The sequence below is a fragment of the Rhodobacteraceae bacterium Araon29 genome, assembly GCA_039640505.1.
Taxonomy (GTDB): domain Bacteria; phylum Pseudomonadota; class Alphaproteobacteria; order Rhodobacterales; family Rhodobacteraceae; genus CABZJG01.
The window spans coordinates 3325841-3352135 of sequence record CP046865.1 but is presented as its reverse complement, the minus strand read 5'-3'; the positions used below and the strand labels follow the sequence as shown (position 1 = coordinate 3352135).

Annotated in this window: 28 protein-coding genes; 18 read left to right on the top strand and 10 right to left on the bottom strand. The window is 50.7% G+C overall.

Going from position 1 to position 26295, the window contains the following annotated elements:
• Nucleotides 1–55 precede the first annotated feature (55 nt).
• The 3 genes from GN278_16285 to GN278_16275 all read left to right on the top strand — a co-directional run bounded on the left by GN278_16285 (nucleotide 56) and on the right by GN278_16275 (nucleotide 3214).
• Nucleotides 56–1315, top strand: coding sequence for a glycosyltransferase (locus tag GN278_16285; GenBank protein XAT62186.1), 1260 nt, complete (start codon nucleotides 56–58; stop codon nucleotides 1313–1315).
• Nucleotides 1316–1547: 232 nt separating this feature from the next.
• Nucleotides 1548–2420, top strand: a complete 873-nt coding sequence (locus GN278_16280) for a hypothetical protein (protein ID XAT62185.1) — start codon at nucleotides 1548–1550, stop codon at nucleotides 2418–2420.
• 137 nt (nucleotides 2421–2557) lie between these two features.
• Nucleotides 2558–3214 (top strand): YggS family pyridoxal phosphate-dependent enzyme, encoded by a 657-nt coding sequence (locus GN278_16275; protein ID XAT62184.1) that lies wholly within the window; start codon nucleotides 2558–2560, stop codon nucleotides 3212–3214.
• Between the two features lie 10 nt (nucleotides 3215–3224).
• On the opposite strand, the gene ribA is transcribed toward GN278_16275, so the two are convergent.
• A complete protein-coding gene (ribA, locus tag GN278_16270; GenBank protein XAT62183.1) occupies nucleotides 3225–4313 on the bottom strand; it encodes a GTP cyclohydrolase II in 1089 nt (362 codons plus the stop codon).
• Nucleotides 4314–4530: 217 nt separating this feature from the next.
• Between ribA and GN278_16265 the strand changes: the two genes are divergently transcribed.
• Entirely contained in the window at nucleotides 4531–5193 is a 663-nt protein-coding gene (locus GN278_16265) for a response regulator (GenBank protein ID XAT62182.1), read from the top strand.
• Nucleotides 5194–5350: 157 nt separating this feature from the next.
• Here the strand turns inward: GN278_16265 and soxR are convergent, their stop codons facing one another.
• Nucleotides 5351–5806 carry a redox-sensitive transcriptional activator SoxR gene (gene soxR / locus GN278_16260; protein ID XAT62181.1) on the bottom strand — a complete coding sequence of 152 codons (456 nt, stop codon included), beginning with the start codon at nucleotides 5804–5806 and terminating at the stop codon, nucleotides 5351–5353.
• An 84-nt stretch (nucleotides 5807–5890) separates the two neighbouring features.
• On the opposite strand from soxR, the gene GN278_16255 reads away from it, so the two are divergent.
• The 5 genes from GN278_16255 to GN278_16235 all read left to right on the top strand — a co-directional run bounded on the left by GN278_16255 (nucleotide 5891) and on the right by GN278_16235 (nucleotide 8961).
• Nucleotides 5891–6283, top strand: a complete 393-nt coding sequence (locus GN278_16255; protein ID XAT62180.1) for a VOC family protein — start codon at nucleotides 5891–5893, stop codon at nucleotides 6281–6283.
• 66 nt (nucleotides 6284–6349) lie between these two features.
• Nucleotides 6350–7138 (top strand): exodeoxyribonuclease III, encoded by a 789-nt coding sequence (locus GN278_16250; GenBank protein ID XAT62714.1) that lies wholly within the window; start codon nucleotides 6350–6352, stop codon nucleotides 7136–7138.
• A gap of 55 nt (nucleotides 7139–7193) precedes the next feature.
• Complete coding sequence (locus GN278_16245) at nucleotides 7194–8108, top strand: tetratricopeptide repeat protein (protein XAT62179.1); 915 nt, start codon at nucleotides 7194–7196, stop codon at nucleotides 8106–8108.
• Nucleotides 8109–8134: 26 nt separating this feature from the next.
• Complete coding sequence (locus GN278_16240; GenBank protein XAT62178.1) at nucleotides 8135–8773, top strand: ATP-dependent protease; 639 nt, start codon at nucleotides 8135–8137, stop codon at nucleotides 8771–8773.
• Nucleotides 8770–8961: a Trm112 family protein gene (locus tag GN278_16235; protein ID XAT62177.1), complete on the top strand. Its 192-nt coding sequence runs from the start codon at nucleotides 8770–8772 to the stop codon at nucleotides 8959–8961. Before GN278_16240 ends, GN278_16235 begins: the two co-directional genes overlap by 4 nt.
• Nucleotides 8962–8968: 7 nt before the next feature.
• Here the strand turns inward: GN278_16235 and GN278_16230 are convergent, their stop codons facing one another.
• Nucleotides 8969–10183, bottom strand: a complete 1215-nt coding sequence (locus tag GN278_16230; protein XAT62176.1) for a 2-octaprenyl-6-methoxyphenyl hydroxylase — start codon at nucleotides 10181–10183, stop codon at nucleotides 8969–8971.
• An 83-nt stretch (nucleotides 10184–10266) separates the two neighbouring features.
• Between GN278_16230 and GN278_16225 the strand changes: the two genes are divergently transcribed.
• The 4 genes from GN278_16225 (at nucleotide 10267) to GN278_16210 (ending at nucleotide 16377) form a co-directional block, all read left to right on the top strand.
• Complete coding sequence (locus tag GN278_16225) at nucleotides 10267–11598, top strand: amidase (protein XAT62175.1); 1332 nt, start codon at nucleotides 10267–10269, stop codon at nucleotides 11596–11598.
• A 150-nt stretch (nucleotides 11599–11748) separates the two neighbouring features.
• On the top strand, nucleotides 11749–12927 hold the full coding sequence (locus GN278_16220) for an aminotransferase class I/II-fold pyridoxal phosphate-dependent enzyme (protein ID XAT62174.1): 1179 nt from the start codon (nucleotides 11749–11751) through the stop codon (nucleotides 12925–12927).
• Nucleotides 12928–12937: 10 nt separating this feature from the next.
• Nucleotides 12938–15703 (top strand): DNA translocase FtsK, encoded by a 2766-nt coding sequence (locus tag GN278_16215; GenBank protein XAT62173.1) that lies wholly within the window; start codon nucleotides 12938–12940, stop codon nucleotides 15701–15703.
• A 68-nt stretch (nucleotides 15704–15771) separates the two neighbouring features.
• Nucleotides 15772–16377, top strand: coding sequence for an outer membrane lipoprotein carrier protein LolA (locus GN278_16210; GenBank protein XAT62172.1), 606 nt, complete (start codon nucleotides 15772–15774; stop codon nucleotides 16375–16377).
• On the opposite strand, the gene GN278_16205 is transcribed toward GN278_16210, so the two are convergent.
• Nucleotides 16374–16961 carry a transglycosylase SLT domain-containing protein gene (locus GN278_16205; GenBank protein ID XAT62171.1) on the bottom strand — a complete coding sequence of 196 codons (588 nt, stop codon included), beginning with the start codon at nucleotides 16959–16961 and terminating at the stop codon, nucleotides 16374–16376. The two genes, GN278_16210 and GN278_16205, sit on opposite strands and share 4 nt — an antisense overlap.
• 245 nt (nucleotides 16962–17206) lie before the next feature.
• Here GN278_16205 and hspQ point away from each other — a divergent pair, with 245 nt between their 5' ends.
• A complete protein-coding gene (gene hspQ / locus GN278_16200) occupies nucleotides 17207–17533 on the top strand; it encodes a heat shock protein HspQ (protein XAT62170.1) in 327 nt (108 codons plus the stop codon).
• 13 nt (nucleotides 17534–17546) lie between these two features.
• On the opposite strand, the gene GN278_16195 is transcribed toward hspQ, so the two are convergent.
• From GN278_16195 to GN278_16185, 3 genes are all read right to left on the bottom strand, one after another.
• Nucleotides 17547–19124 carry a gamma-glutamyltransferase gene (locus tag GN278_16195; protein ID XAT62169.1) on the bottom strand — a complete coding sequence of 526 codons (1578 nt, stop codon included), beginning with the start codon at nucleotides 19122–19124 and terminating at the stop codon, nucleotides 17547–17549.
• A 249-nt stretch (nucleotides 19125–19373) separates the two neighbouring features.
• Nucleotides 19374–19805 (bottom strand): ATP-binding protein, encoded by a 432-nt coding sequence (locus GN278_16190; GenBank protein XAT62168.1) that lies wholly within the window; start codon nucleotides 19803–19805, stop codon nucleotides 19374–19376.
• 15 nt (nucleotides 19806–19820) lie between these two features.
• A complete protein-coding gene (locus GN278_16185) occupies nucleotides 19821–20162 on the bottom strand; it encodes an anti-sigma factor antagonist (protein ID XAT62167.1) in 342 nt (113 codons plus the stop codon).
• 94 nt (nucleotides 20163–20256) lie between these two features.
• Here GN278_16185 and GN278_16180 point away from each other — a divergent pair, with 94 nt between their 5' ends.
• Together GN278_16180 and GN278_16175 are read left to right on the top strand one after the other, a co-directional pair.
• Nucleotides 20257–21429, top strand: a complete 1173-nt coding sequence (locus GN278_16180) for an acetyl-CoA C-acyltransferase (protein XAT62166.1) — start codon at nucleotides 20257–20259, stop codon at nucleotides 21427–21429.
• Between the two features lie 73 nt (nucleotides 21430–21502).
• The gene (locus GN278_16175) at nucleotides 21503–21883 is read left to right on the top strand and encodes a GAF domain-containing protein (GenBank protein XAT62713.1); all 381 of its coding nucleotides are present in this window, start codon (nucleotides 21503–21505) and stop codon (nucleotides 21881–21883) included.
• A 118-nt stretch (nucleotides 21884–22001) separates the two neighbouring features.
• Here the strand turns inward: GN278_16175 and GN278_16170 are convergent, their stop codons facing one another.
• Together GN278_16170 and GN278_16165 are read right to left on the bottom strand one after the other, a co-directional pair.
• The gene (locus GN278_16170; GenBank protein XAT62165.1) at nucleotides 22002–22673 is read right to left on the bottom strand and encodes an OmpA family protein; all 672 of its coding nucleotides are present in this window, start codon (nucleotides 22671–22673) and stop codon (nucleotides 22002–22004) included.
• A gap of 107 nt (nucleotides 22674–22780) precedes the next feature.
• Entirely contained in the window at nucleotides 22781–23617 is an 837-nt protein-coding gene (locus GN278_16165) for a methylated-DNA--[protein]-cysteine S-methyltransferase (protein ID XAT62164.1), read from the bottom strand.
• Nucleotides 23618–23731: 114 nt separating this feature from the next.
• On the opposite strand from GN278_16165, the gene nth reads away from it, so the two are divergent.
• Both nth and GN278_16155 read left to right on the top strand, forming a co-directional pair.
• Nucleotides 23732–24376, top strand: a complete 645-nt coding sequence (nth, locus tag GN278_16160; GenBank protein XAT62163.1) for an endonuclease III — start codon at nucleotides 23732–23734, stop codon at nucleotides 24374–24376.
• Nucleotides 24373–25362 (top strand): adenosine kinase, encoded by a 990-nt coding sequence (locus GN278_16155; GenBank protein ID XAT62162.1) that lies wholly within the window; start codon nucleotides 24373–24375, stop codon nucleotides 25360–25362. The genes nth and GN278_16155 overlap by 4 nt, the downstream gene beginning before the upstream one ends.
• A gap of 10 nt (nucleotides 25363–25372) precedes the next feature.
• Here GN278_16155 and GN278_16150 read toward each other — a convergent pair whose 3' ends face one another.
• Nucleotides 25373–26194 (bottom strand): hypothetical protein, encoded by an 822-nt coding sequence (locus GN278_16150; protein XAT62161.1) that lies wholly within the window; start codon nucleotides 26192–26194, stop codon nucleotides 25373–25375.
• Between the last annotated feature and the right edge of the window lie 101 nt (nucleotides 26195–26295).

The window sequence follows — 26295 nt, the reverse complement described above, 5'->3', positions numbered from 1 at the left end:
ATAACCAATTGAAGTCCTGCAGTTTTTACCGTTATCCCTAAACTTAGAGATTTAAATGCGTATTTTACTTATCCATCAAAATTTTCCAGGCCAATATAAACATCTTGGACCAGCTCTTGCCGCGCGTGGTGATGAGGTGGTGGCTTTGACCCCAAAAGTGAAAGAACCTATCAATTGGAACGGTGTGCGCGTCCTCCCCTATTCGGTGTCAAGAAGCAGCACCAAAGGTATCCACCCCTGGGTGGTCAGTTTTGAAACCAAAGTCATCCGAGGTGAGGCTTGTTATCAAGCCGCCATTAAATTGCGCGAGAAGGGATTTCAACCGGATGTCATTCTAACCCATTTTGGGTGGGGGGAAAGTTTGTTTTTAAAGGATGTTTGGCCGGATGCGCGGATCGGGCTTTATTGTGAGTTATTTTATAACCGCGAAAGCGACAGCATTAATTTTGACTCCGAATTTGCCGCCGGTAGTCCCGAATTGCGCCCACTGAAACTCAGGATGGAAAATCTTAACAATCATTTACATTTTAATGTCGCAGAGGCTGGTCTAAGTCCAACCCAGTATCAAGCCGCTACATATCCCTCTAGCTTTCGCGAGGATATCACGATCACTCATGACGGTGTTGATACAAAACATGTGAGGCCAAACCCTGATGCGGTGCTGAAGGTAAGCGAGGACCGCTCACTTACGCGTAAGGACGAAGTGATCACATTCATCAACCGTAATCTGGAACCTTACAGGGGGTATCATGTGTTTATGCGGGCCTTGCCAGAGTTGCTGCGCAAAAGACCCAATGCGCAAATTGTGTTGATTGGTGACGACGGGGTGAGTTATGGGGGCCGCCCCCCAAAAGGCAAAACATGGAAGCAGATTTTTATTGATGAAGTGCGCTCTGAAATTTCAGATGCGGATTGGCAGCGGGTCCATTTCCTTGGTCGGGTGCCGTATGGGGTATTCTTATCTGTTCTGCAGGTCAGCCGGGTGCATGTCTATCTGACCTATCCTTTTGTGCTCAGCTGGAGCCTTATTGAAGCGATGAGCGCCGAATGCGCCATCGTAGCCAGCGACACTGCACCGGTAAAGGAAGTGATCAAAAACGGGAAAACCGGCGTTTTGGTGGATTTTTTCGATGGCAAAGCCTTAGTACGCCGCATTGATTCCCTTCTTAAGGATGAAACGCGCCGCACAAAGCTTGGTGCCGCAGCCCGGGCCGTTGTGGTGAAAAATTACGATCTGCAATCGCGCTGCTTACCCGCGCAGCTAAAATGGGTCGATAAATTGGCTAAATTACCGGTCAAACCCCTGCCTAGTTAAGGAAATTACCATCTTAGACTGTCTAGATGGCGTCCATTCATCCAAAAAGGCAGAGATTTAGGTATTTTGGCTAGGGTTCAAGGTGTGGCATAGCTGCATCATATTTCTATTCTGCGTCAGCTATTTTGCTCATTTGCTTGCAAACCATCGGGAAAAAAAGCGATTAATCTCACATACCTGGTCACGATTCACGTGCTTAGGGAATGCATTATAATAACCCGAGGGAAAAAACATGAAAAAAGTTCTTCTCACAACAACAGCTCTCGTAATGACAGCTGGTGTTGCAGCCGCAGACGTAACATTCAGCGGTTCAGCAAAACTGACATATGGCAACTGGGATGGCGGAGCAGCAGAATCATGGGGCTCAACCACTGATCTTGGTGTTTCTATGTCTGGCGAAGCAAGCGGCATTTCATACACCGCAAGCATCGGCATCGACGAAACTGACTCTGCCACTGCGGCAGACATTGGCGGTGCGATCACTATGTCCGGTTCAGGCCTGTCTTTGACATATGACGCCGATGGCGAAATGGATGCTGGTGGCGCAAGCGACGAGCTTGGCGATCTTCAGTTTGCTTATTCAGGCGGCGGTATTTCTGCGTCTTACACAGAAGACACAAGCGCTGGCTTGAGCGAAATCAAAGTGGGTTACACAGCTGGCGATCTGACTGTTGGTTATGCAACTAACAACTCTTCATCTGCAAGCGCTCTGAGCGCGTCATTCACAGCGGGCGATTTGGCAATCACTGTTGAAGGTGCTGACTCAGGCGCCGCATGGGATGCATCTGCAGCGTATACAATGGGTGCCTCAACTGTAACTGTTGGAACAGATGAAGCGTCTGCAACATATGTGAAAGTTGCTACATCTTTGAATGACATCACATTGTCTGCAAAAGCACTTGATACCGACAACGAACTATCTGTTGGTTACACAATGGGCGACATCACAATGTCATACGCCTATGACGAAGGTGCCGGCGCGACTGCTGATGGCGATGACGCACAAACAATCTTCTCAGTTTCATATGATCTGGGCGGTGTTGTTCTTAAAGGTCAGTCAAATAACGTAAACGAAGTAGAAGTTTCTGCTGCGTTCACATTCTAATTTAACTACATTGGTTAAATGCGAAAGAGCGGCCCTTGGGCCGCTCTTTTTTGTTTAAAAGTGACAGTATCGCAGGCTTAGGTCTTGCAATTTCTCCGCGGCTGTTATGTGTAGAGGACAGCCTAAGGAGCCCTTAAATGTCCCTTGCCGAAATTCAAACCCGTATTTCTGCTGCCGAGGTAGCGCATGGCCGCCCCAAAGGGCAGGTCAAGCTTATTGCTGTTTCAAAAGTGCAGCCCAATGCGCGGGTTGAAAAGGTACTCACGCAGGGCCAGAGAATTTTCGGCGAAAACAGGGTGCAGGAAGCGGCTGGAAAATGGCCGGATTTTCGCGCAAGTTTTGATGCCATTGATCTTCATCTGCTCGGCCCGCTGCAAACCAACAAAGCCCGACAAGCGGTTGAGCTTTTTGATGCCATCCATTCGCTGGACCGGCCAAAATTAGCGGCAACATTAGCGCGGCTTGCGCAGGAAACGGGGCGCTGTCCAGATCTGTTTGTTCAGATTAATACCGGCAAAGAACCGCAAAAAGCAGGCATCATGCCCGAAGATGCGGATGACTTCATCGCCAGTTGCCGCGCTATGGACTTACCAGTGCAGGGTGTGATGTGCATACCGCCTGTCGAAGAAACCCCAGCCCTGCATTTTGCGCTTTTGGCCAAAATCGCCCAGCGCAACGGTTTAAGTGGTCTGTCCATGGGCATGTCGGCCGACTTTGAAATCGCGATTGCTTTTGGCGCCACGCATGTGCGCGTTGGCTCGGCGATTTTCGGTGCGCGCGGCCCGGCCAAATAGAGGTTTCAAGTCACAGCAAATGGCCTGATTTTGCGGCCTTGGTTGCCAGATAGGCGCGGTTTTGATCGGTGCTTTTGGTAATTAATGGCACCCTCTCAACCACCTGAATACCGTTGCGCTCCATCATGGTGATTTTCGCCGGATTATTGGTTAAAAGCCTAATCTTGGTAAAGCCCATCTCTTTTAAAATCGACGCGCCAAGTCTAAAGTCGCGTTCATCATCATCAAAGCCCAACCGGTGATTGGCCTCTACCGTGTCAAAACCTTGGTCCTGCAAACCATAAGCGCGCATTTTATTGGCAAGCCCAATGCCGCGGCCTTCTTGGTTCAAATACAAAAGTAGGCCCGCGCCTTGATCGCCCATCTGCTGCAAAGCGCCGCGCAACTGAAGCCCGCAATCACATTTCAAACTGCCCAGCACATCACCGGTAAAACAGGCAGAATGCAACCGCACCAAAACGGGCGTAGACCTCGATGGACGGCCAATTTCCATAGCGTAATGCTCTTCTCCTCCGTTCTCGGGTCGAAACACATGGAGCCGCCCTTTGGGGGCGGAAAAAATTGGCAGGCTGGCCGAGGCAATGTCTGACAGTACCGCTGGAGCCGAAAGTAGGGGCAAAGCCGCTTTTGTGTCCAATCGCGTAAGGTTATCAAACTCTCCAAGGTTTTGTGCGACAGACAAACGTGCAACAACAGCCGCGGGAAGCAGATATGACGCTTTAATCAATTGCAGCGCTGATCGCTCAAGCTCGACCGAGCCACCGCGCTGGGCCCGAAACGGGCCTTTCAAGGGCGCATTTAGATCATCGGCAGGGTCAGCCACGGCTTTAATCCAAGAAATATTCCTTTCAGGCGCAAGCTCAATCCGTACCAAGTCTCCATCATATGCTGCAAGCTTCAAAGTCGTCGCTCGGCGTTCAGTTAGTGTCAAACTCACCGTATCGGCCAGCCTGTGCAGATCATTTAGTCGTTCAACTGAAAGAGTTTCTGCGGGGATTACCAAAGCAGGCGTTTCAGACACCAGCAAAACAGGAACCCCCATGCGCAAATCGGCACGGGCGCGAGCTATCTGTTCTGTTACTGTCGGATTGAGCGTCATCAACGCATCCTTACCGCTTGATCCTTGATTATCGGTTTGTGATCTAAACCCCTTCTAGGGTCAATGTTTCATTTCTTATAAATATTGTTTCAAATCGCCCATTTATCCACACTTCGGCGTGAGTCCTACCCAACAAGACTTGAAATATGCCTAAAGTATCCGCATCTGTAGTGCATTATCCAAGGACAAATAAAATGACCCAAGCAAAAAAATACTGATGATTGATGATGATGAAGATTTGCGTGACGCATTGGTTGAGCAATTGTCGATCATTGAAGAATTTGAGGTGCTTGAGGCGGGCACTGCCCAAGGCGCAATTGAACTGACCAAAGAAAATGACTTTGATTTGCTGATTTTGGATATTGGCTTGCCCGATGCGGATGGTCGTGAACTTTGTAAATTGCTGCGAAAGCAGGGCGTGAAATGCCCCATTATCATGCTGACAGGACAAAACAGTGATGCCGATACCATCCTCGGGCTGGATGCAGGGGCAAATGATTATGTAACAAAGCCGTTTAAGTTTCCGGTTCTATTGGCCCGCATGCGCGCCCAGTTGCGCCAGCATGAGCAGTCAGAAGATGCTAATTTCGTCGTGGGGCCCTATACGTTCAAGCCCGCCCATAAGGTTTTGTTGATGCAGAATGGGCAGAAAATTCGTCTGACAGAAAAAGAGACTAATATCTTGAAGTTCCTTCTGCGGTCAGCCGATGTGATTGTCGCCCGTGATACCTTGCTGCATGAAGTCTGGGGATATAATGCTAATGTCACCACGCATACGCTTGAAACCCACATTTATAGGCTTCGCCAAAAAATTGAACCAGACCCGACAAGGGCTTCGCTTCTTATTACCGAAAGCGGAGGTTACAAATTGGTCGCATAGGCGGGTTAACTTTAAAATAACACTTGTTTGTCAAAGTTTTGCTGCAATTTAAATATAGTTAAGAAGAATAGTTTTTTGATTAGAACCCCGTGCATATCCGGGTAATGATATGCGATCCTCCCTGTTGAACTGGCCCGGGCTTTTCCGGGCCCTTTTTTTATTGGGTTGTTGTCTTTGGCCGATCTCCCATGAGAAAACGCGGCCCGGTGCCTTTACGGTGGGCTTCGTCTTTGGGGTTGTAAAGCGCGCAAGCCGTCAGTGACAGACACCCACAGCCGATGCAGCCACTCAGAGTGTCGCGCAACCGTTCCATTTCGTTTATTTTTGCTGTCAGCTCATCGCGAAAAAGATCGCCTATGGTTTCCCAATCTGCTTTCGAAGGGGTACGCCCGTTCGGCAATCTGCGCAGCAGTTCGTTAATTCGGGGCAGGGTAAAGCCAAACCTCTGAGCTGCCATAATAAATGAAATACGGCGGATATCTGAACGCGGATACCGCCGCTGCCCACCTGTATTTCGATTTGGGGTAATCAACCCTAAGGTTTCATAGTAGCGCAGAGCGGAGGTCGCCACCCCAGTACGCCGGGACAAATATCCTATAGAAATTTCTTTCATACATAATCTCAAATAAATCGTTGACTTAAAGTTAACTTGAACTTTTACAACAAAGGTCGATCAATTTAAAGAGGAGAGATCGATATGTCACACGCAACTTTGGAACATGTAAATTATTGTACCCCTGATCCTTCGAAGACAGCAGCATGGATGGCTGATGTATTTGGTTGGAAAATCCGCTGGCAGGGTGATGGAGGAGAAGGTGGGCGCACCATCCATATGGGCGGAGAACATCACTATTTGGCGTTGCACTGCCCGTCAAAAAAATTGCAACCGTGGCGGAAAGATTATGCAATGGTTGGCCAGATGAACCATATTGGCGTTTTGGTGAATAATCTCGATGAAACCGAAGAAAAAGTCAAAAGCGCCGGCTTTACGCCCGTATCACACGCCGATTACGAACCCGGGCGGCGGTTTTATTTTTATGATGACGCAGGGGTCGAATTTGAAGTGATTAGTTATAGTGGCGGGCGCTAAGCGCCCTACACTCTAAAATATTTATATGATAGGGGCAGGCATCCACCGTTATAAGGAAAAATGAAATTGCCCTTTACCATTGCAACTTGGAATATTAACTCGGTCCGGCTGCGCGCTGCTTTAGTGACAAAACTGCTGCGCGAAGAAGGGCCAGACATTTTATGCCTGCAAGAATGTAAATCGCCGGTCGATAAAATCCCGGCCGAGGTGTTTGCCGCCGCAGGCTATCCCTACATGGTGGCGCGCGGACAAAAGGGATATAATGGCGTTGCGATCCTGTCGCGGCTACCCCTTACCGAAGCTGGATCACAGGATTTTGCCACGCTCGGCCATGCCCGCCATATCGCTGGACAGCTGGAAAGCGGTGTGACTATTCACAATTTTTATGTGCCCGCTGGCGGCGATGTGGCCGACCGTGAAGTCAATGAAAAATTTGGTCAAAAACTTGATTACTTGACCGAGATGCGCGACTGGTTTCATGCTGAAGCACCCCAAAAATCCATTCTTGTGGGCGATTTAAATATTGCGCCGCGCGAAGATGATGTGTGGGATCATAAAAAGCTATTAAAAGTGGTCAGCCACACGCCAATTGAAGTAGACCATCTGGCAGAAACCCAAGCAGCGGGCAAATGGGTCGATATCACGCGGCAGGATATTCCAGAGGGGCGGCTTTATAGCTGGTGGTCGTACCGCGCGCGCGACTGGGACAGCGCCGACAAAGGCCGGCGGCTTGATCATATCTGGGCGACGAGCGATATTTCCGCCGCCGCGAATTCTTCGCGTATTCTGCGCCCGGTTCGCGGTTGGGAACAGCCAAGCGATCACGCACCGGTTTTTGCCAGTTTTGACCTTTGAATTTCACTGCAGACACGCCATATAGGCAATAGCTAATGACACGCGAGGACGTATTATGATCGAATTGGGCCAAACCCCCGCACCTTCTGCCGAGGGTCTTGTAAGCGATGTAACAGAAGCCAGCTTTATGGCCGATGTGGTTGAGGCGAGCCAAACTATCCCTGTCATTGTTGATTTCTGGGCCCCATGGTGCGGCCCCTGCAAGACCTTGGGCCCGCAATTGGAAAATGCTGTGATTGCTGCCAAGGGGGCGGTAAAAATGGCCAAGGTGAATGTGGACGAAAATCAGGGCATCGCAGGTCAATTGCGTGTGCAGTCCATTCCAACGGTTTATGCCTTTTGGCAGGGCCAGCCGATTGATGGCTTTCAGGGCGCTGTGCCCGAATCCGAAATCAAGGCCTTTGTTGATCGGGTTGTTGCCGCCGGTGGCGGCGCTGCGGATGGCGGATTAGACGAAGCTGTGGAAGCGGCTGAGGAAATGCTGACGGAAGGTCAGGCCGAGGATGCAGTGCAAACCTTTCAGGCCATCCTTGGCGAAGATCCTGCCCATGCGGGCGCCTATGGTGGGTTGGTGCGTGCGCTTATAGCACTTGATAATCTGGACGAAGCTGAGGCCACCTTAAACGGGGCACCGGCCGAAATTGCCGATACCCCAGAACTTGAGGCCGCCTTTGCCCAGCTTGAACTTGCCAAACAGGCGCAAAATGCAGGTCCTTTGGGGGATTTACAAGCGGCATTAGCTGCTGATCCAAACGACCATCAAGTACGACTTGATTATGCTCAAGCACTCTATGCGGGTGGTCAAGCCGAAGCAGCGGTTGACGAATTGTTAGATTTGTTCGGCCGCGACCGCGAATGGAACGATGGAGCAGCTAAAACCCAATTGTTCACTATTTTTGATGCTTTAAAGCCAAATGACCCGATTGTTTTGAACGGCAGACGAAAATTAAGTTCAATGATATTTGCCTGATGGCTTTGCGGTGCTATCATTCGATTATGACAAGATATTCCGATTTACCAAAGGTGATCCCAGTCTTCCCCCTTCCGGGGGCATTGCTGTTGCCGCGATCGCGCCTGCCACTGCATATATTCGAGCCGCGCTATCTGGCGATGATCGAAGATGTTCTAAAGACCCCCGAGCGGCTTATTGGAATGATCCAGCCAAGTGAACAAAACGGGACAGAGCGTATGCAAACCATTGGGTGCGCTGGCCGGTTGACCCAGTTTTCCGAAACCGAAGATGGCCGGTATATGGTGACCCTAACAGGTATTAGCCGTTATCGGCTGGGTGATGAAATCAAAGGTTTTACCCCTTATCGAAAATTTGAAGCCAGTTGGGTTGGGTTTGATCAAGACCGCTCACCCTCAGATAAGGACCCTGACTTTAAGCGGGATATGTTTTTTAAACTGTTGTCGCGCTATTTTGAGCAGCGTGAACTTTCCACTGATTGGGAAACCCTGCGTGATGCTGATGATGAATTGCTGATCAACTCGCTCTCAATGCTGCTTGATTTCAATACTGAAGATAAGCAGGCTTTGCTTGAGGCACCTTCGCTCGTCACCCGACGCGAAACACTGGTGACACTTATCGAATACAGCTTGCGCGGCGGATCTTCCGAGGAAATATTGCAATGAGTGAACTGCCACCTGATAGCGCAGAGCGCCGGATGCTTGAAGCTTTGGTCTGTCCGCAAACGCACAACACGCTTGCCTATGATGCAGAACGCCAAGAGTTGGTTTCTAAAGCTGCCCGACTGGCCTTTCCAATCCGCGATGGTATCCCGATCATGTTGATCGACGAAGCTAGAACGCTTGCTGAATAGCTGACATTTATTGCATTAAACGTGGTAGATCGCCGGTTAGGCCGGCGGCCTCGCGAATGAAACTGCGGCGCAGAGCAGGCAGGCTATTGATGGCCCCCATTCCTAAATCCCTTAATGTTCGGAGAAATGAATTATCATTTGAAAACAATTTGTTAACGGCATCTGTGGCGACGGCAAGCGCAGTCGTATCGAACCTACGCCATTCCTGATAGCGCAGCAGAACTGCTAAAGAGGAAAAATCTTCGCCGCGCAGGCGGGCATCACTTAGAACCTCACTCAGGGCAGCGATATCTCGTAGACCCAAATTGAGCCCCTGTCCGGCAATGGGATGTACCCCATGCGCCGCATCGCCCACCAAAGCCAGCCTCGGCATGACATAATTCTGCGCTATGGTTAAATCCAGCGGATAGCTATAGCGAGCGCCAGCCAACTCGACTTTGCCTAGATAGTCACCGATGCGCGGTTGCAAAACGGCCATATAATCATTGTTATCCATCGCCATAATGGTGGCAGCATTGGCATCACTTTCGGTCCATACAATGGATGATCGGTTGCCCGTAAGCGGCAGAATCGCAAGTGGGCCGGGGGGCATAAAATACTGGCAGGCAACACCTTGGTGGGGAATATTGTGGCTCAGGGCGCAGACCAAAGCGGTTTGGCCATAACGCCATCCGGTACGTTTGATCCCGGCGCGCTCTGCCGTTTGACTTTGTCGGCCGTCTGCACCGATCACCAAGCGGGTGGTAATGGTTTCTTCGGTGTTAAGCCTCAACTCGGCGTGAGTATTGGTTATTGTCATCTCAGAAACCGACAGGCCGGCGCGGTAGTTGATTTGGGATACGCTTTGCAAACGCTTTTGCAACAGAGGCCGTAAATGACGGTCTTCGACCATATGCCCCATGGGGCCTTCTTCTATTTCGTGGTGGTCGAAATGCAAAAAATAGGGGGAGGGATTTGAATAGGCCCGACCATCGGCAACTTTTATCTCTAAAATAGGCTGTGCATTTGGGGCAAGCTCCTCCCAAAGGCCTAAGGCTTGCATCAGGCGGACAGAGGCTATGGCCAAAGAATAACTGCGGCCATCAAAATGGGGGTTTTGCTTTGACTTTAAGGTCTGTGGATCAATTAAGGTGACGGTAAAGCCTGCCTCTGCCAAGGCCAAGCTCATTATAGCGCCATTTAAACCGCCGCCAACAATTGCAATATCTGTGTCATAATTCATAAATCCACTATGGGTCAAACTGTAGGATTGTCCATGTGCTTTGATGCCGCTACCTTCTGTGGTAATAAAAAGGAGCTTGGGTAATGAATTCTATATTTGATCAGACAGCCGCGCAGCTGGGACAGGATATTCAGAGCGGAAAATTAGATCCGGTTGCCCTAACCCAAACCTATTTGGATGCGGCCGAAGATCATCCGCAAAGCCACCGCATTTTTACCATGCTGACGCCAGATCGTGCAATGGCCGAAGCGCGCGCAGCTCAGGCCCGTGCCCGCTCTGGCCAACGGTTATCGCCTTTGGACGGGGTGCCGATCAGTTGGAAAGACCTGTTTGACACCGCTGGGTATGCCACCGAAGCGGGCAGCGCATTGCTGCGTGGTCGCACCCCCGAGCGCGATGCGAAAGTGTTGCATAATGCCAGCGCAATGGGATTGGTATGCATCGGCAAAACCCATATGTCGGAACTGGCCTTTTCCGGTTTGGGGCTCAATCCGGTGACCGAAAGCCCGCCCTGTGTCAATGATCCAAGCGCCGTGTCCGGTGGATCATCCTCCGGCGCTGCTGCATCTGTCGCATTTGGATTGGCGGCGGCGGCAATAGGATCGGACACTGGTGGATCGGTAAGGATACCGGCCGCTTGGAATGATTTGGTGGGGCTGAAAACCACAGCAGGTGTCTTGCCGATGGACGGGGTCGTGCCGCTATGTGAACATTTTGACACCATCGGCCCGTTGAGCAAAACTGTCGAAGATGCCGCTTTGCTCTTTGCTGCGTTGCAGGGGCGCCCTGCACTGGATATGCAAAGCTGCGATTTGCGTGGAAAACGTCTGGCGGTGCTGCAAACCGCGGCCTTTGATGATCTACGCAACGCCCCGCGCGTTGGCTTTGAAACTGCCATTGAGCGGTTGGCTGAAGCTGGCGCCGTTATTGAAAATATTGAAATACCAGCCGTGAGCGAAGCGCTGCCGCTAAGCCCGATTTTGTATACTTCAGAGGCCTATGGAACTTGGAAAGATGTGATCGAAGCCGAGCCTGATCTGATGTTTGATGAAATTCTCAAACGGTTTCGTGGCGGCGCTGAATTCTCCGCATCTGATTATGTGGCAGCATGGCGTAAACTGGGCGGGTTGCGGCAAAGCTATGCTGAAAAAAGCGCTGGATATGATGCTGTTTTATGTCCCAGCGCGCCCATTTTGCCGCCGGATGCACAGCGGCTTTTGAGTGATGATAGCTATTATGTTACTGAAAATCTATTGGCCCTGCGCAACACACGGATCGGTAATTTGATGGGGCTATGCGCAGTGACATTGCCCACCGGCACGCCAAGTTGCGGGCTAATGTTGATGGCTGGTCCGGGTGAAGAAAACCGACTTTTGCGGCTGAGCGTGGCGGCTGAGACTGCTTTGAAAAGCTAAAAGCTCCCTAAATCATCGAATTTCATGGGATTTTGCGACAATTTTCTGTGGAAATCCCTTTTTTTGATGCGTTTTTGTAGACGTAGCAGCCTCGCTTGGTTATTCTACAAGTAATCGGGGCGTTATGATCCCGAACTTTGAGGCTATAAAATGTTTCCTGAGCGGTTTTCGAACCTACCGGCTTATGCATTTCCACGTCTGCGCGCTTTGCTTGATCCGCATGCGCCGGGTGGCGATGTTTTGCATATGACCATCGGTGAGCCAAAGCACGCCTTTCCGGCGTGGGTTGCCGATGTGATTGCCGAGCACTCGGCCGAGTTCAATAAGTATCCGCCCAATGACGGCAGCCCCGAGTTGCTGCAGTCGATCGCAATATGGCTGCAAAAGCGTTACGATATAGCCATCAGCGCAGATGATCAGGTCATGGCGCTCAACGGCACACGTGAAGGGCTTTATAATGCTGCGATGGCGCTGTGCCCAGAAGAATTGGGTGGCAATCCGCCGGCGATTTTAATCCCCAATCCGTTTTATCAAGTCTACGCAGTTGCAGCCCACTCTATTGGTGCCGAGCCGGTGTTCGTGTCTGCGACCGCCAAAAGCGGATACTTGCCGGATTACACCGCTTTGCCGCCTGAGATATTGAACCGTACAGCCATTGCCTATCTGTGTTCGCCCTCAAACCCGCAGGGCGCTGTGGCAAGCCGTGCCTATTGGCGCGATTTGCTTGGGCTGGCTGAAAAGTATAATTTTCAGATTTTTGCGGATGAATGTTACAGCGAAATTTACCGTGATGCACCACCGGTTGGTGGGTTGCAGATGGCGGCAGAGTTTGGCGCCGACCCTGAGCGGGTGGTGGTATTTCATTCCCTTTCAAAGCGCTCAAACCTTGCAGGACTCCGCTCTGGTTTTGTAGCGTCAGGCCCGCGAAGTATTGCGCGGGTAAAGCAATTGCGCGCCTATGCGGGTGCGCCGCTGCCACTGCCGCTCCAGCGTGCGGCAACAAAAGTTTGGGCAGATGAAGCGCATGTGATCGAAAACCGCGCGCTTTATGCCGAAAAATTTGAAATGGCCGATGAAATTTTTGCCGGAGTGTCGGGGTATAATTCCCCCGAAGCGGGATTTTTCCTTTGGCTTGATGTAGGCGATGGGGAAGCAGCCGCACTAAAACTATGGCAAGACACCGGAGTTCGTGTCCTGCCAGGCGCATATCTATCGAGAGATGTTCAGGGCGAAAATCCCGGCAAGAAATACATTCGGGTCGCTTTGGTGGCCCCAAAAAATGAAGCAGAGCAAGGGCTAATCCGCCTGCGCGACTGTCTTTTTAAGTAGCGAGGCATCTATGGCATATAATCAAACCCACCAGCAGCAAACTTTGTTTGGCCCGCATGTTCATGCGGCATTGGAAAAGCGTGGTGTTGAATTGCTCGGCCTTGCACTGGTTGCCGCTAGCGCCCTGTTGGCAATGGTCATCATGAGTTATTCACCAGAAGATCCAAGCTGGCTGTCGGCTTCGGATGCGCCGGTCCAAAATATGCTTGGTGTTCCTGGTGCCACGATGGCCGCCCCAAGCATGTTAATCTTGGGCTGGTCCTGTTGGGCGATCGCCACTTTGGCGGCCGCGTGGGGAATTCGCTGTTTATTGCACAAAGGCGCTGAACGTGCTTTTGGCCGGTTGATTTTTGCACCCATAATGATTGCTCTGGCATCGATATATGCTGCAAGTTTGGTTCCTGTGGGCAGTTGGAGCCATAGTTTTGGCATGGGCGGGCTTTTTGGCGATACCGTGCTGCGCAACCTGCTGGCCACCATACCGTTGCCCACTGCCCAAAGTCTTTTGATTATATCGCTTGTTTCAGGCATTTCGGTTGTAATCAGTGGGCTTTATACACTTGGGTTTTCACGGCCAGAACTGGCCGCAATTTTTAGATTTTTACTGGTTGGTCTGGTTGTGTCCTATGCTGCTCTTATGCGCTTACTTGGTGTTGGCGCGCGCGGTGCATTTAAAGCTGCCGCGTCGCTGCAGCAAAAAGAGGCCCTTAGAAAAGTGCAAAGCCCAGATACAGCGCCCCAATCCATGCAGACCCAGATCAAGACAGCGGCAAGCCAGTCTTTATCCATTCCACGCGCTCCTGAAGCGCGGGGTTTTGCCGATGATGATCGGCCTGCGCGGATTGAAAAGCCCAGCTTTCTGTCGCGCATGCCGACTTTTTCAAAACGCGGTGAACAAATGCCCGAGCCTGAGTTGGTGGAACACCAATCGGATGTGGATGTCCAAAATATGCCGGGGGATGCACGGATCAGTGCAAGGATATCTGATGTGGTTAAATCCCGTATGCGCAGGGACACAGAACCTGCATCCTCAGGTGTGCGGGTTGAGCCGGCACTGAGCGGCGATCATATGGATATTTATGAAACAGATGATGTTGATATGGCTGACCCTGAGCCGCTTGATTTTGGAACGACCACGGGCCTCCAGCGGCCCAAGATTGAAGCAAAAAAGGTTGTGCAGCCACCGCTTAGAAAGCCGATGAGCCAATCCTTGCGGGCCAAAGAAGAAGCCCAGCCAAGATTACAGTTTGAAGAGAGCGCAAGTGACTATGAATTGCCGCCTTTGGGACTTTTGGCCAATCCAGTTTCAGTTATGCGCCACCATCTTTCCGATGAAGCACTTGAGGAAAATGCCCGTCTTTTGGAAGCGGTTCTGGATGATTACGGGGTTAAAGGCGAAATTGTAAGTGTTCGCCCCGGCCCAGTGGTCACCATGTATGAACTTGAACCTGCCCCCGGCCTAAAAGCCAGTCGGGTGATCGGTTTGGCCGATGATATCGCGCGTTCAATGTCGGCGCTTTCGGCGCGGGTATCCACTGTACCCGGACGCTCGGTAATCGGCATCGAGTTGCCAAATGAAAACCGTGAAAAAGTCGTTTTGCGCGAAATTTTATCCGCCAAGTCATTTGGCGATAGCAACCAAAAATTACCACTTGCTTTGGGTAAGGATATTGGCGGTGAACCGATGGTGGCCAATTTGGCCAAGATGCCGCATTTGCTGATTGCCGGCACAACGGGTTCAGGTAAATCCGTTGCCATCAACACAATGATCCTATCGCTGCTTTACAAACTGACGCCGGAAGAGTGCCGGATGATCATGATTGATCCCAAAATGCTTGAGCTCAGTGTTTATGACGGTATTCCGCATCTGTTAAGCCCAGTGGTCACGGACCCCAAAAAGGCGGTCGTGGCGCTTAAATGGGTGGTCGGCGAAATGGAAGAGCGCTACCGCAAAATGTCCAAAATGGGGGTGCGTAACATCGACGGCTATAACGGCCGTGTCGAAGATGCCCAGCGCAAAGGTGAAATGTTTAGCCGAACGGTGCAGACAGGTTTTGAAGATACCACCGGCGAGCCGATATTTGAAACCGAAGAATTTGCACCAGAAAAAATGCCATATATTGTCGTCGTGGTGGATGAAATGGCAGATTTGATGATGGTTGCAGGCAAAGAAATTGAAGCCTGTATCCAGCGCCTTGCGCAAATGGCGCGGGCCTCGGGTATCCATCTTATTATGGCCACCCAGCGGCCCTCGGTGGATGTGATCACCGGTACGATCAAAGCCAATTTTCCCACCCGAATTTCCTTTCAGGTGACCAGTAAAATCGACAGCCGGACGATCCTAGGGGAAATGGGCGCAGAGCAGCTTTTGGGCATGGGTGATATGCTATACATGGCCGGTGGTTCAAAAATCACCCGCTGCCACGGGCCTTTTGTCAGCGATGAAGAGGTCGAAGAAATCGTTAATCACCTTAAATCCCATGGGCCGCCGGATTATAAAAGTGGCGTTGTGGAAGGGCCGGATGAGGAAAAGGCCGACAACATTGACATGGTCCTCGGTCTGGGCGGTAATACAGACGGTGAAAATGCGCTCTATGATGAGGCGGTGGCAATTGTTCTACGCGATCGCAAGTGCTCAACAAGCTATATCCAGCGCAAGCTTGCCATCGGCTATAACAAAGCTGCCCGGCTTGTCGAGCAAATGGAAGATGCCGGTCTTGTCAGCGCCTCAAACCATGTTGGAAAACGCGAAATTCTAGTGCCTGAACAGCAATAACTTGCCCAGCGTTGTTACAAGAAGCTATTTGGGCTGGTCGCCGGAGCGGTTTTGCTTAAGATGGTGTCATGGTTTTAAAAAATATCTTTTTAGTGCTCGGATTTATAAGCTTCTCAGCACATCCACTACGGGCAGATATCTTGCCGCTTTCGACATTATCGGACTATTTGAACGATTTGCGGACGGTTGAGGCCGAATTTACCCAGATTAATATGGATGGCAGCTTGGCGACAGGGGCGATTTACATCAAAAGACCGGGCCGCATTCGGTTTGAATATGATCCGCCAAATGACGCCCTGGTTTTGGCTGCTGGTGGTGAGTTGGCAATCTTTGATCCCAAAGGTGACGCCGGTCCGGAAACCTATCCCCTAAGCAAAACACCGCTCGGCCTCATTCTGGCAGATGATCTTGATTTGGCCCGCGAAAGAATGGTGACGGCTCATCGGTTTGATGGCACCTCGACCATTTTGGGTGTGCAAGACCCCAAGCATCCAGAGCGCGGCAAAATCGCGCTGATCTTTACCGGACCAGAGCCGCAATTAAGGCAATGGGTGATCGAGGATCAAAACGGTGATCAAACGGTTGTTGTACTTAATGACTTTGTCACTGGAAACGAATTGGGCGATAGCCTGTTCAATATTCTGCTAAACACAGAACGCCGTAAAAATCGCTAGATTTTCCCACAGCTTTTAAGTTGCCGGCGGTATGTTGCCGAGCGGTCAGCCACTTTATCAGCAACCGCTAGCAGCCATGACTTTTTAAGATGAGTGCCGCGCATAAATCCACCCTGGCCCTCATGATAGGCCAGATATTGATTGCGCGCATCCGACAGTGCGACCCCGCTGCGGCGTTTGGTTTCGGTCATATACCAGCCCATGAAATCGGCAGCATCGCGAATACTGCTGCGCCGGGCTGCAAAACGTCCGGTGGACTCTTTGTATTCAGACCAGGTTCCATCCAAAGCTTGGGCAAAGCCATAGGCTGAACTTTGGCGGCCGTTCGGAATCACCCCAAGAAAATATTTTCGTGGTGTTTTTGCGGCTTTTTTGAATTTGCTTTCCTGATGAATGATGGCCATTTGCACATTTACCGGAACGCCCCATTTGCGTTCAGTGGCTTTGAACGCCCGCAGATACTGTGGCCGCTGCTGTACGATCGAGCAGGCATTATCAAGGTTTCTCGGCGCGCTGCCCGGCGTCATAATTCCGCAGGATGCCACAAAAAGCACCAAAAGGAAGGCGTAGAATAGTTTTAACATATGCTGCTCGATCTATTTTTGATCTTTAGAAATTAGTATAGCAAATTTCGCCATTTTTTTAAAGTGATTCTCAGAGCAAACTACAATGGTTTGAACAATATTTGCCGATACAGAAAATTGTCGCTCGCAGACCCTATAAATCCTTGTTTTACCAAGAAAGACAATTTGTTTGTGTTAAATTTAGTTGCTTTTATACGAGAAAATCCTCTTGAAAGCGATCCAAAGCCCTTATAGTGCATAGGCATATGTTTAGCAAAAACGCGAAATATCATCTGGGCCAGGTCGTGCGTCACAAAAAGCACCCTTTTAGGGGCGTTATTTTTGATGTTGATCCCGAGTTTAGCAATACGGACGATTGGTATGAGTCTATTCCCGAGGACCACCGTCCGGTCCGCGAGCAACCCTATTATCATTTGCTTGCAGAAAATGATCACAGTTTTTACGTAGCCTATGTGTCAGAGCAAAACTTGGTAGAAGATGTATCCGGCGAGCCTGTGGATCATCCGGACATTCCCGATTTGTTTGGCCCGTTTCAAAACGGTCAATACCCGCTTCACTTTCAGCTTAATTAAGCTATGTGAGGGTTCAATACCCCAAGGCACATCCATCTTTGCGCGGGTCTGATGCGCCCTCTAAAACACCGTTTTGCAAAATCCTAATGGCTTGTGCGCCGCCAATCGGTTCAATGTCTTGGGTCACAGAATGGCCCAAATCAGCAAGTTCCTGAACTACGTTTTGCGCATAACCCCGCTCTAACTTTAAGGTGTCGCGATCATAAAAGCTGCGCGGCGCATCAATTGCATCCTGAGGCGAAAGCCCGAAATCAAAAATATTGCTGATGAGCCGGGCATGTCCTGTTGGCTGATACTGGCCGCCCATAACGCCAAAAGGCATTATTGGCTTTCCAGCTTTGCAGAGCATACCCGGTATAATGGTATGCATTGGTCGTGCCCCGCCTTTGAGCTCATTAGGGTGGTTTGGTATAAGGTTAAAACCTGCCCCGCGATTTTGGAACAATATGCCATATTTGTCACTGGCCAAACCTGACCCAAAGCCGTGAAAGATGGAATAGATAAGCGAAACAGACAACCTGTCTTGATCAACAACCGTGATATAGATGGTATCTTTGTGAACCGCTTCGATGATCGGGTTTGGGGCTTGCCCGGCAGAGGTAAGGCTAATCTCGCCTGCCAGCTTCTGCGCAAATTCTACAGATAGCATTTGCTCAAGCCCCTCTGTGTTCGCAGGGTCTGCAATAATTGCATTACGCGCTTGATAGGCAAGTTTTGTTGCTTCGGTTTCCATATGGGTGCGCACTGCCCCAAATGGAGGCAGCGCCGCGAGATCGAAGTGAGATAGGATATTAAGCAGTAAAATTGCCGTTGCGCCTTGGCCATTTGGTGGATGCTCTACCAGATCAACGCCGTTGTAGGTTCCACGTATAGGGTGGGTATAAAACGCTTTCTGGTCAGCAAAATCGCTTAGCTGATGTGCCCCGCCAAACGCGGTGAGCGATTGCACCATATCATCAGCCACTTCTCCGCAATAAAACCCATCGCGTCCTTTGGCGGCAATCCGGCGTAGGACTTTCGCTTGTTTGGGGGCGAAAAACATATCGCCGGGCAAGGGGGCTTTACCATCTATAAGATAATCCTTTTGCGCAGAGACATGCAGTTTTGAGGTTAGACCGGCCCAGTCCAGTGCTACCCGTGGGGCCACGGGTACGCCATTTTCGGCATAATTAATTGAGGGGGCCAAAAGGGCCTCAAGTCCGAGTTTGCCCCAATCGTTACTTAATTGGCAAAATGCATCTATTGCGCCCGGAACGGTGACCGCCTCTGCGCTATGCTCGGGAACATGGTTTAAACCTCTGCTACGCATGTCAGTGGCAGATTGCGCGCTGGGCGCACAACCCGATCCGTTCATGGCTTTGATGGCGTCTGAACCGGGTGGGGAAAAAAGCACAAAACAATCCCCGCCGATGCCGGTCATTTGCGGCTCGCACAGCCCAAGCAAAACTGCCCCGGCAATGGCCGCATCCATGGCGTTTCCACCGCTTTGTAAAATATCAATAGCGGTTTTTGCAGCCAGAGGATGGGATGTGGCACACATGCCATTTCCGGCAAACACCGCCGAGCGTCCTGGCCGATGAAAATCACGCATGCCTCATCCCTTTATTCCCTATAGCCCAATGAAGCATAGGCCAAAGTGATTGTAAGGCAACAGATTTTCAAAGAAGGGGAATGTGAAACCTCGGCACCGCATCTGTGGGGGCAAAAATAGACGCGGCGCCGAGATAAGCCATGTTAAGCTCATGAACTGGTCTACCGGGCCTTTGCGGCTGCAATGGGTGGGAAAAAAGGTAAGTTTGTGGCAGTAAAAATGAACTTGTCGTTAGTTCGGGGGGGCGACTTAAGCCCTTATGCCAATAACCAAATTATTTTGACCAGCGCTTCTTTGATAGCGCACAGTATCACAAAGCTGAGAAATGATATGCCATCCGAACCCGCCCTCGGGTAAATTCTTGTCGTCAACATTTGGTCTTGGACTGCCTGTGTCGGGGATAACTGCGGTCGAATAGGGGCGCCCATTATCTTTTAGTGTTGCGCAGAAAAGACCCTGTTCATACTGCCATTTGATGGTAATTGGGCTTTTGTGAACATTGGGGCCGCCATGCTCTGCTATATTATTCAAAGCCTCTGCCAGAACCATTTCAATTTTTAAAAACTGCACATCACTATGACCCTGATGCAAAAAATCACTCCGAATCTTAGCTAAGGCGCCGCGCACTGAAAGAAAATCTTTGGGCTGGTTTAAGTGCATAGAATAGCATCCTTTGCTCATCGCCGCCAATCTTTCCTAACTGGCCGATGGCCCAGAGAGCGCCTGATCAAGACCGGGATAAATATCAAACACACTGTCCATTCGGGTCAGTTTGAAAACCTTGTCCACTGCGCCGCTAAGGGTGCAAAGATCAAGGCGTGTTTCCGGACCTAGGGCTTTTTTGGCATTGACGATTGCGCCAAGCCCGCTTGAATCGACAAATGTGACCTTGCTAAGATCCAAAATGACCCGCGGCGGCGACGTTTGCGCAGCATCTCGGATCAAATCCTTAAACGCGATCGCACTGGCGGCATCAATGCGCTCGGTTTCTACCAAGAGCGTCAAGATATCCCCACATTTCTTTTGGCTTATCTGCATGGTATGTCCTTTGATGAATAGCGTCAGAGAAACACTAGACGGCAAAGGTTACTTTTCTGTATGCTTGCGGTGGAATAAGACAAGGAGCAATCGGGTGCAAAATGTTGTGATAAGTGGAGCGTCTAGAACGCCCATGGGCGGTTTTCAGGGCGACTTTAACGATGTTTCTGCGGCAAAGCTTGGTGGCTCGGCGATCCGCGCCGCGATGCAGGGCGCCGGGGTCAGTACTGTTGATGAGCTGATCATGGGTAATGTTTTGCCCGCAGGCCAAGGGCAAGCGCCTGCGCGGCAAGCGGGGTTTGCCGCAGGATTGGGCGAAGAAGTGCCCGCGACAACTGTGAATAAAATGTGCGGTTCGGGGATGAAAACCACCATGATGGGCTTTGATCAAATCGCTCTTGGTGGCTCAGAGATTATGGCAGTTGGCGGGATGGAAAGCATGTCAAACGCGCCTTATATACTGCCAAAAATGCGTGGCGGCGCACGCATAGGCCATGACCGCGTCACCGATCATATGTTTCTTGATGGTCTTGAGGATGCTTATGAGCCTGGCCGTTTGATGGGCAGCTTCGCAGAAGATTGCGCAGAAAAATATCAATTTACCCGTCAGGCGCAGGATGAGTTCGCGCTTGCGTCATTGTCCAATGCGCTCAAGGCGCAGGAAAGTGGTGCATTTGACGCTGAAATTTCGCCGTTCGAAGTCGTATCACGGCGCACCACAGAGATAGTGGCGGCGGATGAACAACCGGGCAAGGCAAGACCGGAAAAAATTCCCCAGCTGAAGCCTGCCTTTCGAAAGGACGGCACAGTCACGCCGGCCAATGCCTCATCCATATCCGACGGGGCGGCGGCATTGATCCTTGCCTCGCAAACCTATGCCGAGGCGCATCATCTTCCCCAGCGCGCCCGTATCTTGGGACATGCCAGCCATGCGCAAGCGCCGGGCTGGTTTACCACTGCGCCGGTTCCGGCCGCCCAAAAACTGCTTGAACGCATCGGTTGGAGCGTTGCGGATGTAGACCTTTGGGAAGTCAACGAAGCCTTTGCCGTTGTACCGATGGCCTTTATGCGGGACATGGGTGTGGCGCGCGACCGGCTTAATATTCACGGTGGAGCCTGCGCGCTTGGTCACCCTATAGGGGCCTCTGGCGCGCGCATCATTGTCACCTTGCTGCATGCGCTTGAGCGCTATGATTTAAAGCGTGGTGTGGCCGCCGTGTGTATCGGCGGCGGCGAGGGCACTGCTATTGCCATTGAGCGACCTTAAAGTGGTTGATTATTCGGCTTTGTCGCAGCGCATTGCGGCGCTGTGCGAACATGAAACTGATGAAATTGCGTTGATGGCCACCATTGCCTGTGAAGTGCATCATAGCGATGAGCGCTTTGACTGGACCGGATTTTATCGGGTGACAGAGCCGCAGATGCTGAAAATCGGCCCCTATCAAGGGGGCCATGGGTGTTTGGTCATTCCTTTTTCACGCGGGGTATGCGGCGCTGCGGCCCGCAGCCAAGAGATACAGATCATAGCCGATGTTGAGACTTTTGAAGACCATATTGCCTGTTCCAGCTCCACCAGATCCGAATTGGTTATCCCGGTCATCAATGGGCAAGGTTCGCTGATTGCTGTGTTTGATATCGACAGCGATCAACCCAATGCATTTGATGCGCAGGATGCCTCTGCGCTTTCGGCGATATTACAACTGGTCTTTGAACGGCTGTAGGCTTGGCAGGTCAGCATCTGTTATTTTTGGATCGCGCCCGTTGGGATCAGATAACCAGACCCCCAAAAAACCCCGGCATAAAGCCGGGGCAGGTCGTCATCCGGAGCGAGACGAGAAATTAGTTCCCTACGAGGGGAAGAATTACAATTTCTACACGGCGATTTTGTGTACGCCCAGATGGTGTTAAGTTCGAGGCAACGGGCTCATCTTCACCGCGGCCAATGGCAATAATGCGCCCAGGATTTACACCATTTCTGACCAAAACACTGCCGACACTGTTGGCGCGCGCCACAGATAGCGATTGGTTATAGCTTGCAGCACCAGTATTATCAGTGTGGCCAATCACCCGCACATTGGTATTTGGATACGCCAGTAAGTTTTGCGCCAGCGCTTGAAGATCTTGAAGAAGATCACCGCGCAAATCTGTGCTGTCGACGGCAAACAAAATATCCTGCGGCAATGTCACGATCAACCGGTCGCCGGTATTTTGGATCATAATGTTTTCATTGCCCATCGTGCGGCGCAAATCTGCTTCTTGTTTGTCTAGCTGGTTGCCGATCAGGGCGCCGGCACCACTGCCCAAAATGGCCCCTTTGATGGCGCGTTCATTTTTATTATCCCCATTACCGGTCAGCAAACCACCCATGGCCCCAAGCACCCCGCCAATCACGGCGCCCTGCTTGGTTTTTTCATAAGAGTTCATATCGTCAAATTGAGCCGGATTGGTACATCCGGCCAAAAGAATTACGACCGCCGAAAGCGGGAAAATCGTTCTGTAATTGTGTTTCATAAAATCCTCACACTGCATCCAATGAGGCGACTATAGGGGTTATCAGCGGGAAATTCCAAATTATTTTGCCAAATCTGGGCGGATTGTTGCGCAGCAATGATTTAGGTCTATTTTGCCTCGCTTCGTGCCGCTTCATAGGCCAGCATTGTACGCTTGACCGGCAAGCCCCAGTGATAGCCGCCTAAGGCGCCAGATTTGCGCAATGCCCGGTGGCAGGGGATAAGCCAGCTGATCGGGTTGCGCCCCACAGCAGTGCCAACCGCACGAACGGCTTTGGGCGCCCCGATGCACTGGGCGATGTCTGAATAGGTGGTGACATAGCCTGATGGAATTTTAAGCAGCGCTTCCCAAACCTTGATCTGGAACGGTGCACCGATCAAATGAAGTGGCGTTTCACCCGAATAGCCAAAAGCCGCCTCGCCCCATTGTTTTAGAGATGCTGCATTTTCCATAAAATGAGCTTTTGGCCAACGTGCAGCCATATCGTTGAAGGCCGCAGACCTGCCAGTTTCAGCGGTAAAGGCAATCCCGCAAAGACCGCGGTTGGTTCCCATGATCAAGGCCTCGCCAAACGGGCTGTCCATCCAGCTAAAATTGATTGTAACTGTATCGCCTTGACGGGCAAATTCCCCAGGGCTCATTGCTTCCCATCTAAGGAAAAGATCATGTAGCCGTCCAGATCCTGACAATCCTGCCTGATGGGCTGTTTCCAAAGTGCTATGCCTTTGGTTGAGTAGGGCTTTGCACTGATCCAGTGTAAGATATTGCTGGTACCGTTTTGGCGATACCCCAACCCATTTTGAAAACAGTCTTTGAAAATGAGCCGGGCTCATATTTAACGTTTGCGCGAGTTGATCAAGCGATAGGGGGGCATCAGCGTGATCAATGGCCTCTATCGCCCGCCGCAAAACGCTATAGGTATAACTGCCATCGTGAGAGTTCATTTTAGTGCCTTTTTGCTTGCTTAAGCCCAAGCATATCCTTGCTAGCGCGAATGGGCGACCCGAATTTTGCGCAAACGGGTTGTTCTTGTGCGGATTTCAAGGCATAGGGCAAGCATGGCCAAGCAACTCGATTATCATACGATCCGGGAAATTTTTAGCCGGTTCAAGTCTGCAGAACCAACACCAAAAGGCGAGTTGGATCACGTGAACGTCTATACTCTTGTGGTGGCGGTTGCCCTTAGTGCGCAAGCGACGGATGCCGGGGTGAATAAAGCCACCAAAGACCTCTTTGCCAAAGTTGATAGCCCACAAAAGATGCTTGAGCTGGGCGAAGCCAGTTTGATCGAGCATATCAAAAGTATCGGGCTTTATCGTAACAAGGCCAAAAACGTCATAAAGCTAAGCCGCATACTGGTTGAGGATTACGGCGGCGAGGTGCCCAATTCCCGTGCTGCATTGCAATCGCTGCCCGGTGTTGGCCGAAAAACGGCCAATGTTGTGCTGAATATGTGGTGGCAACATCCGGCGCAGGCGGTGGACACGCATATTTTTCGCGTCGGCAACCGCACCGGCATTGCACCGGGCAAAGATGTCGACGCCGTGGAGCGGGCGATCGAAGACCATATACCGGCTGATTTTCAACACCACGCCCACCACTGGCTTATTTTACATGGCCGTTATCACTGCAAGGCGCGCAAGCCGCTATGTGGTACATGTTTTATTCGAGATCTTTGTGAATTTGAGGAAAAGCACTTATGAAAAAATATCAAATTATCGGTATTGGCAATGCGGTTGTAGATGTCATCTCGCAATCCGATGATGCGTTCTTGCAGCGTATGGGGATCGAAAAAGGCATTATGCAACTGATCGACCGGGACCGTGCGGAATTGCTGTATGATGCGATGCAGAACCGGACCCAAGCCGCTGGCGGCGCTGTGGCGAATACCTTGGCTGGCTTGGGTGCGCTGGGCCTGCGCACGGGGTTTGTCGGCCGTGTGAATGATGATGCCTTGGGACATTTTTATGCCGATACGATGATTAAAGGCGGTACTGATTTTCTAAACGATCCGATTACTGACGGCGAATTGCCCACCTCACGGTCAATGATTTTTGTCTCGGCAGATGGGGAACGCTCGATGAATACCTATTTGGGCATATCTGCCGAGCTGGGCCCCGAAGATATACCGGCGCAAGCCGCCGCAGAGGCCGAAACAGTATTCTTGGAGGGCTATCTTTTTGACAAAGACAAGGGCAAGGATGCCTTTATCCATTTGTCCAGAAGCTGCCGCGCCGCTGGCGGCACGGCCGGGATTTCCATCTCTGATCCGTTCTGTGTCGAGCGGCACCGGTCGGATTTCTTAAGTCTCATTGCCAATGAGCTTGATTATGTGATTGGCAACGAGGCCGAGGTCAAATCGCTGTTTGAAACAGATGATTTAGAAGTGGCATTGGGTAAAACCGCTGCCATGTGTGATCTGGTGGTGTGCACTCGGGCAAGTGATGGGGTTAGCGTCATCCATAGGGGGAAACGCATTAATGTGGCTGTCACGCCAGTGGTTCCTGTTGATGCCACCGGCGCGGGCGATCAGTTTGCAGCAGGTTTTCTTTATGGTCTTTTGAGCGGATACGATACCGAAATCTGCTGCAAAATGGGCAGCGTCGCCGCCGCCGAAGTAATTAGTCATATTGGCCCAAGGCCCGATCAGGACGTTAAGGAATTATTTATCCAAAGCGGCTTGCTTTAGCTCTATTTGATCATTTGGGTCCAAGTTTGGCATGCACTTCGTCGAGATCAATCTCGCCGATGGGCATTTTATTGCCTGGATTTTCAAAATCATATTTAAACAACCGAAAATCCTTATGGTAAATTTCATACATTAAATGCATTGAAAGATCATCAAAGTAATCTTCGACGGGATGTGCCCTTTCAGGCCCGTGGATTGCTGACTCGTTGAACCGAGGGATATCGGACACGTTAACTTTATGGGCGCTTGTGGTGGCATCTAGCACCTGCTTCATGCCCTCATTAAACTTTTCGGTCCAGAAAATTTTGTCGTACCGTCCACCATTTGCTACCAATGTTGCTACGTGTCCGGACATTGCAGACCAGTGGATATCCGGATCCATCGGTTTGCGCCAACGGATGGTATCGCGGACAAACAATAAAAACCTGCGAAAGGATTTGATTTGATCAAATTCCTGTTGACCATCTGGACCACCGACTTCGATGCCGTATTTTTGAATAACCAAAGGCACCAAGTTTCCGCGATACCTGTTTCCATTGCGCTGGATGCCGCAAATTTTGTCAAAAAACGAGGATAGAATGCGCGTGTAGGGGTTGCGCACACAGGTAAATGTATAGGTTTTTTGAGACACGACATTTTCGGTAATTCTTGCCTGACTTGCCTCGATGGCCCATTTATGAATGCCTCCTTCCGCATCATGTATATCTCCGTCATAAAAGGCATTGTGATCGGAAAAATACATAATCTGCCCAATTGTCGAGCACGCACATTTTGGAACAACGCGGTAAACAACGCTTTCACTTTCTGTCATCCATGTTCCTGGGAAACCCATATCAACCTTACCTTGCTGCGACCGATAAACTTAACTATGTTAAAAGTCATCGAAACTCGCTTTAAATTAAATTAAAATACTAATGCGGCACCTGTGCCAAA

Bases quoted from the DNA above. Each gene is read 5' to 3' on its own strand.
- GN278_16285 (XAT62186.1), top strand. From the start codon at position 56: ATGCGTATTTTACTTATCCATCAAAATTTTCCAGGCCAATATAAACAT.
- GN278_16280 (XAT62185.1), top strand. From the start codon at position 1,548: ATGAAAAAAGTTCTTCTCACAACAACAGCTCTCGTAATGACAGCTGGT.
- GN278_16275 (XAT62184.1), top strand. From the start codon at position 2,558: ATGTCCCTTGCCGAAATTCAAACCCGTATTTCTGCTGCCGAGGTAGCG.
- ribA (XAT62183.1), bottom strand. From the start codon at position 4,313: ATGACGCTCAATCCGACAGTAACAGAACAGATAGCTCGCGCCCGTGCC.
- GN278_16265 (XAT62182.1), top strand. From the start codon at position 4,531: ATGATTGATGATGATGAAGATTTGCGTGACGCATTGGTTGAGCAATTG.
- soxR (XAT62181.1), bottom strand. From the start codon at position 5,806: ATGAAAGAAATTTCTATAGGATATTTGTCCCGGCGTACTGGGGTGGCG.
- GN278_16255 (XAT62180.1), top strand. From the start codon at position 5,891: ATGTCACACGCAACTTTGGAACATGTAAATTATTGTACCCCTGATCCT.
- GN278_16245 (XAT62179.1), top strand. From the start codon at position 7,194: ATGATCGAATTGGGCCAAACCCCCGCACCTTCTGCCGAGGGTCTTGTA.
- GN278_16240 (XAT62178.1), top strand. From the start codon at position 8,135: ATGACAAGATATTCCGATTTACCAAAGGTGATCCCAGTCTTCCCCCTT.
- GN278_16235 (XAT62177.1), top strand. From the start codon at position 8,770: ATGAGTGAACTGCCACCTGATAGCGCAGAGCGCCGGATGCTTGAAGCT.
- GN278_16230 (XAT62176.1), bottom strand. From the start codon at position 10,183: ATGAATTATGACACAGATATTGCAATTGTTGGCGGCGGTTTAAATGGC.
- GN278_16225 (XAT62175.1), top strand. From the start codon at position 10,267: ATGAATTCTATATTTGATCAGACAGCCGCGCAGCTGGGACAGGATATT.
- GN278_16220 (XAT62174.1), top strand. From the start codon at position 11,749: ATGTTTCCTGAGCGGTTTTCGAACCTACCGGCTTATGCATTTCCACGT.
- GN278_16215 (XAT62173.1), top strand. From the start codon at position 12,938: ATGGCATATAATCAAACCCACCAGCAGCAAACTTTGTTTGGCCCGCAT.
- GN278_16210 (XAT62172.1), top strand. From the start codon at position 15,772: ATGGTTTTAAAAAATATCTTTTTAGTGCTCGGATTTATAAGCTTCTCA.
- GN278_16205 (XAT62171.1), bottom strand. From the start codon at position 16,961: ATGTTAAAACTATTCTACGCCTTCCTTTTGGTGCTTTTTGTGGCATCC.
- hspQ (XAT62170.1), top strand. From the start codon at position 17,207: ATGTTTAGCAAAAACGCGAAATATCATCTGGGCCAGGTCGTGCGTCAC.
- GN278_16195 (XAT62169.1), bottom strand. From the start codon at position 19,124: ATGCGTGATTTTCATCGGCCAGGACGCTCGGCGGTGTTTGCCGGAAAT.
- GN278_16190 (XAT62168.1), bottom strand. From the start codon at position 19,805: ATGAGCAAAGGATGCTATTCTATGCACTTAAACCAGCCCAAAGATTTT.
- GN278_16185 (XAT62167.1), bottom strand. From the start codon at position 20,162: ATGCAGATAAGCCAAAAGAAATGTGGGGATATCTTGACGCTCTTGGTA.
- GN278_16175 (XAT62713.1), top strand. From the start codon at position 21,503: ATGGCCACCATTGCCTGTGAAGTGCATCATAGCGATGAGCGCTTTGAC.
- GN278_16170 (XAT62165.1), bottom strand. From the start codon at position 22,673: ATGAAACACAATTACAGAACGATTTTCCCGCTTTCGGCGGTCGTAATT.
- GN278_16165 (XAT62164.1), bottom strand. From the start codon at position 23,617: ATGAACTCTCACGATGGCAGTTATACCTATAGCGTTTTGCGGCGGGCG.
- nth (XAT62163.1), top strand. From the start codon at position 23,732: ATGGCCAAGCAACTCGATTATCATACGATCCGGGAAATTTTTAGCCGG.
- GN278_16155 (XAT62162.1), top strand. From the start codon at position 24,373: ATGAAAAAATATCAAATTATCGGTATTGGCAATGCGGTTGTAGATGTC.
- GN278_16150 (XAT62161.1), bottom strand. From the start codon at position 26,194: ATGGGTTTCCCAGGAACATGGATGACAGAAAGTGAAAGCGTTGTTTAC.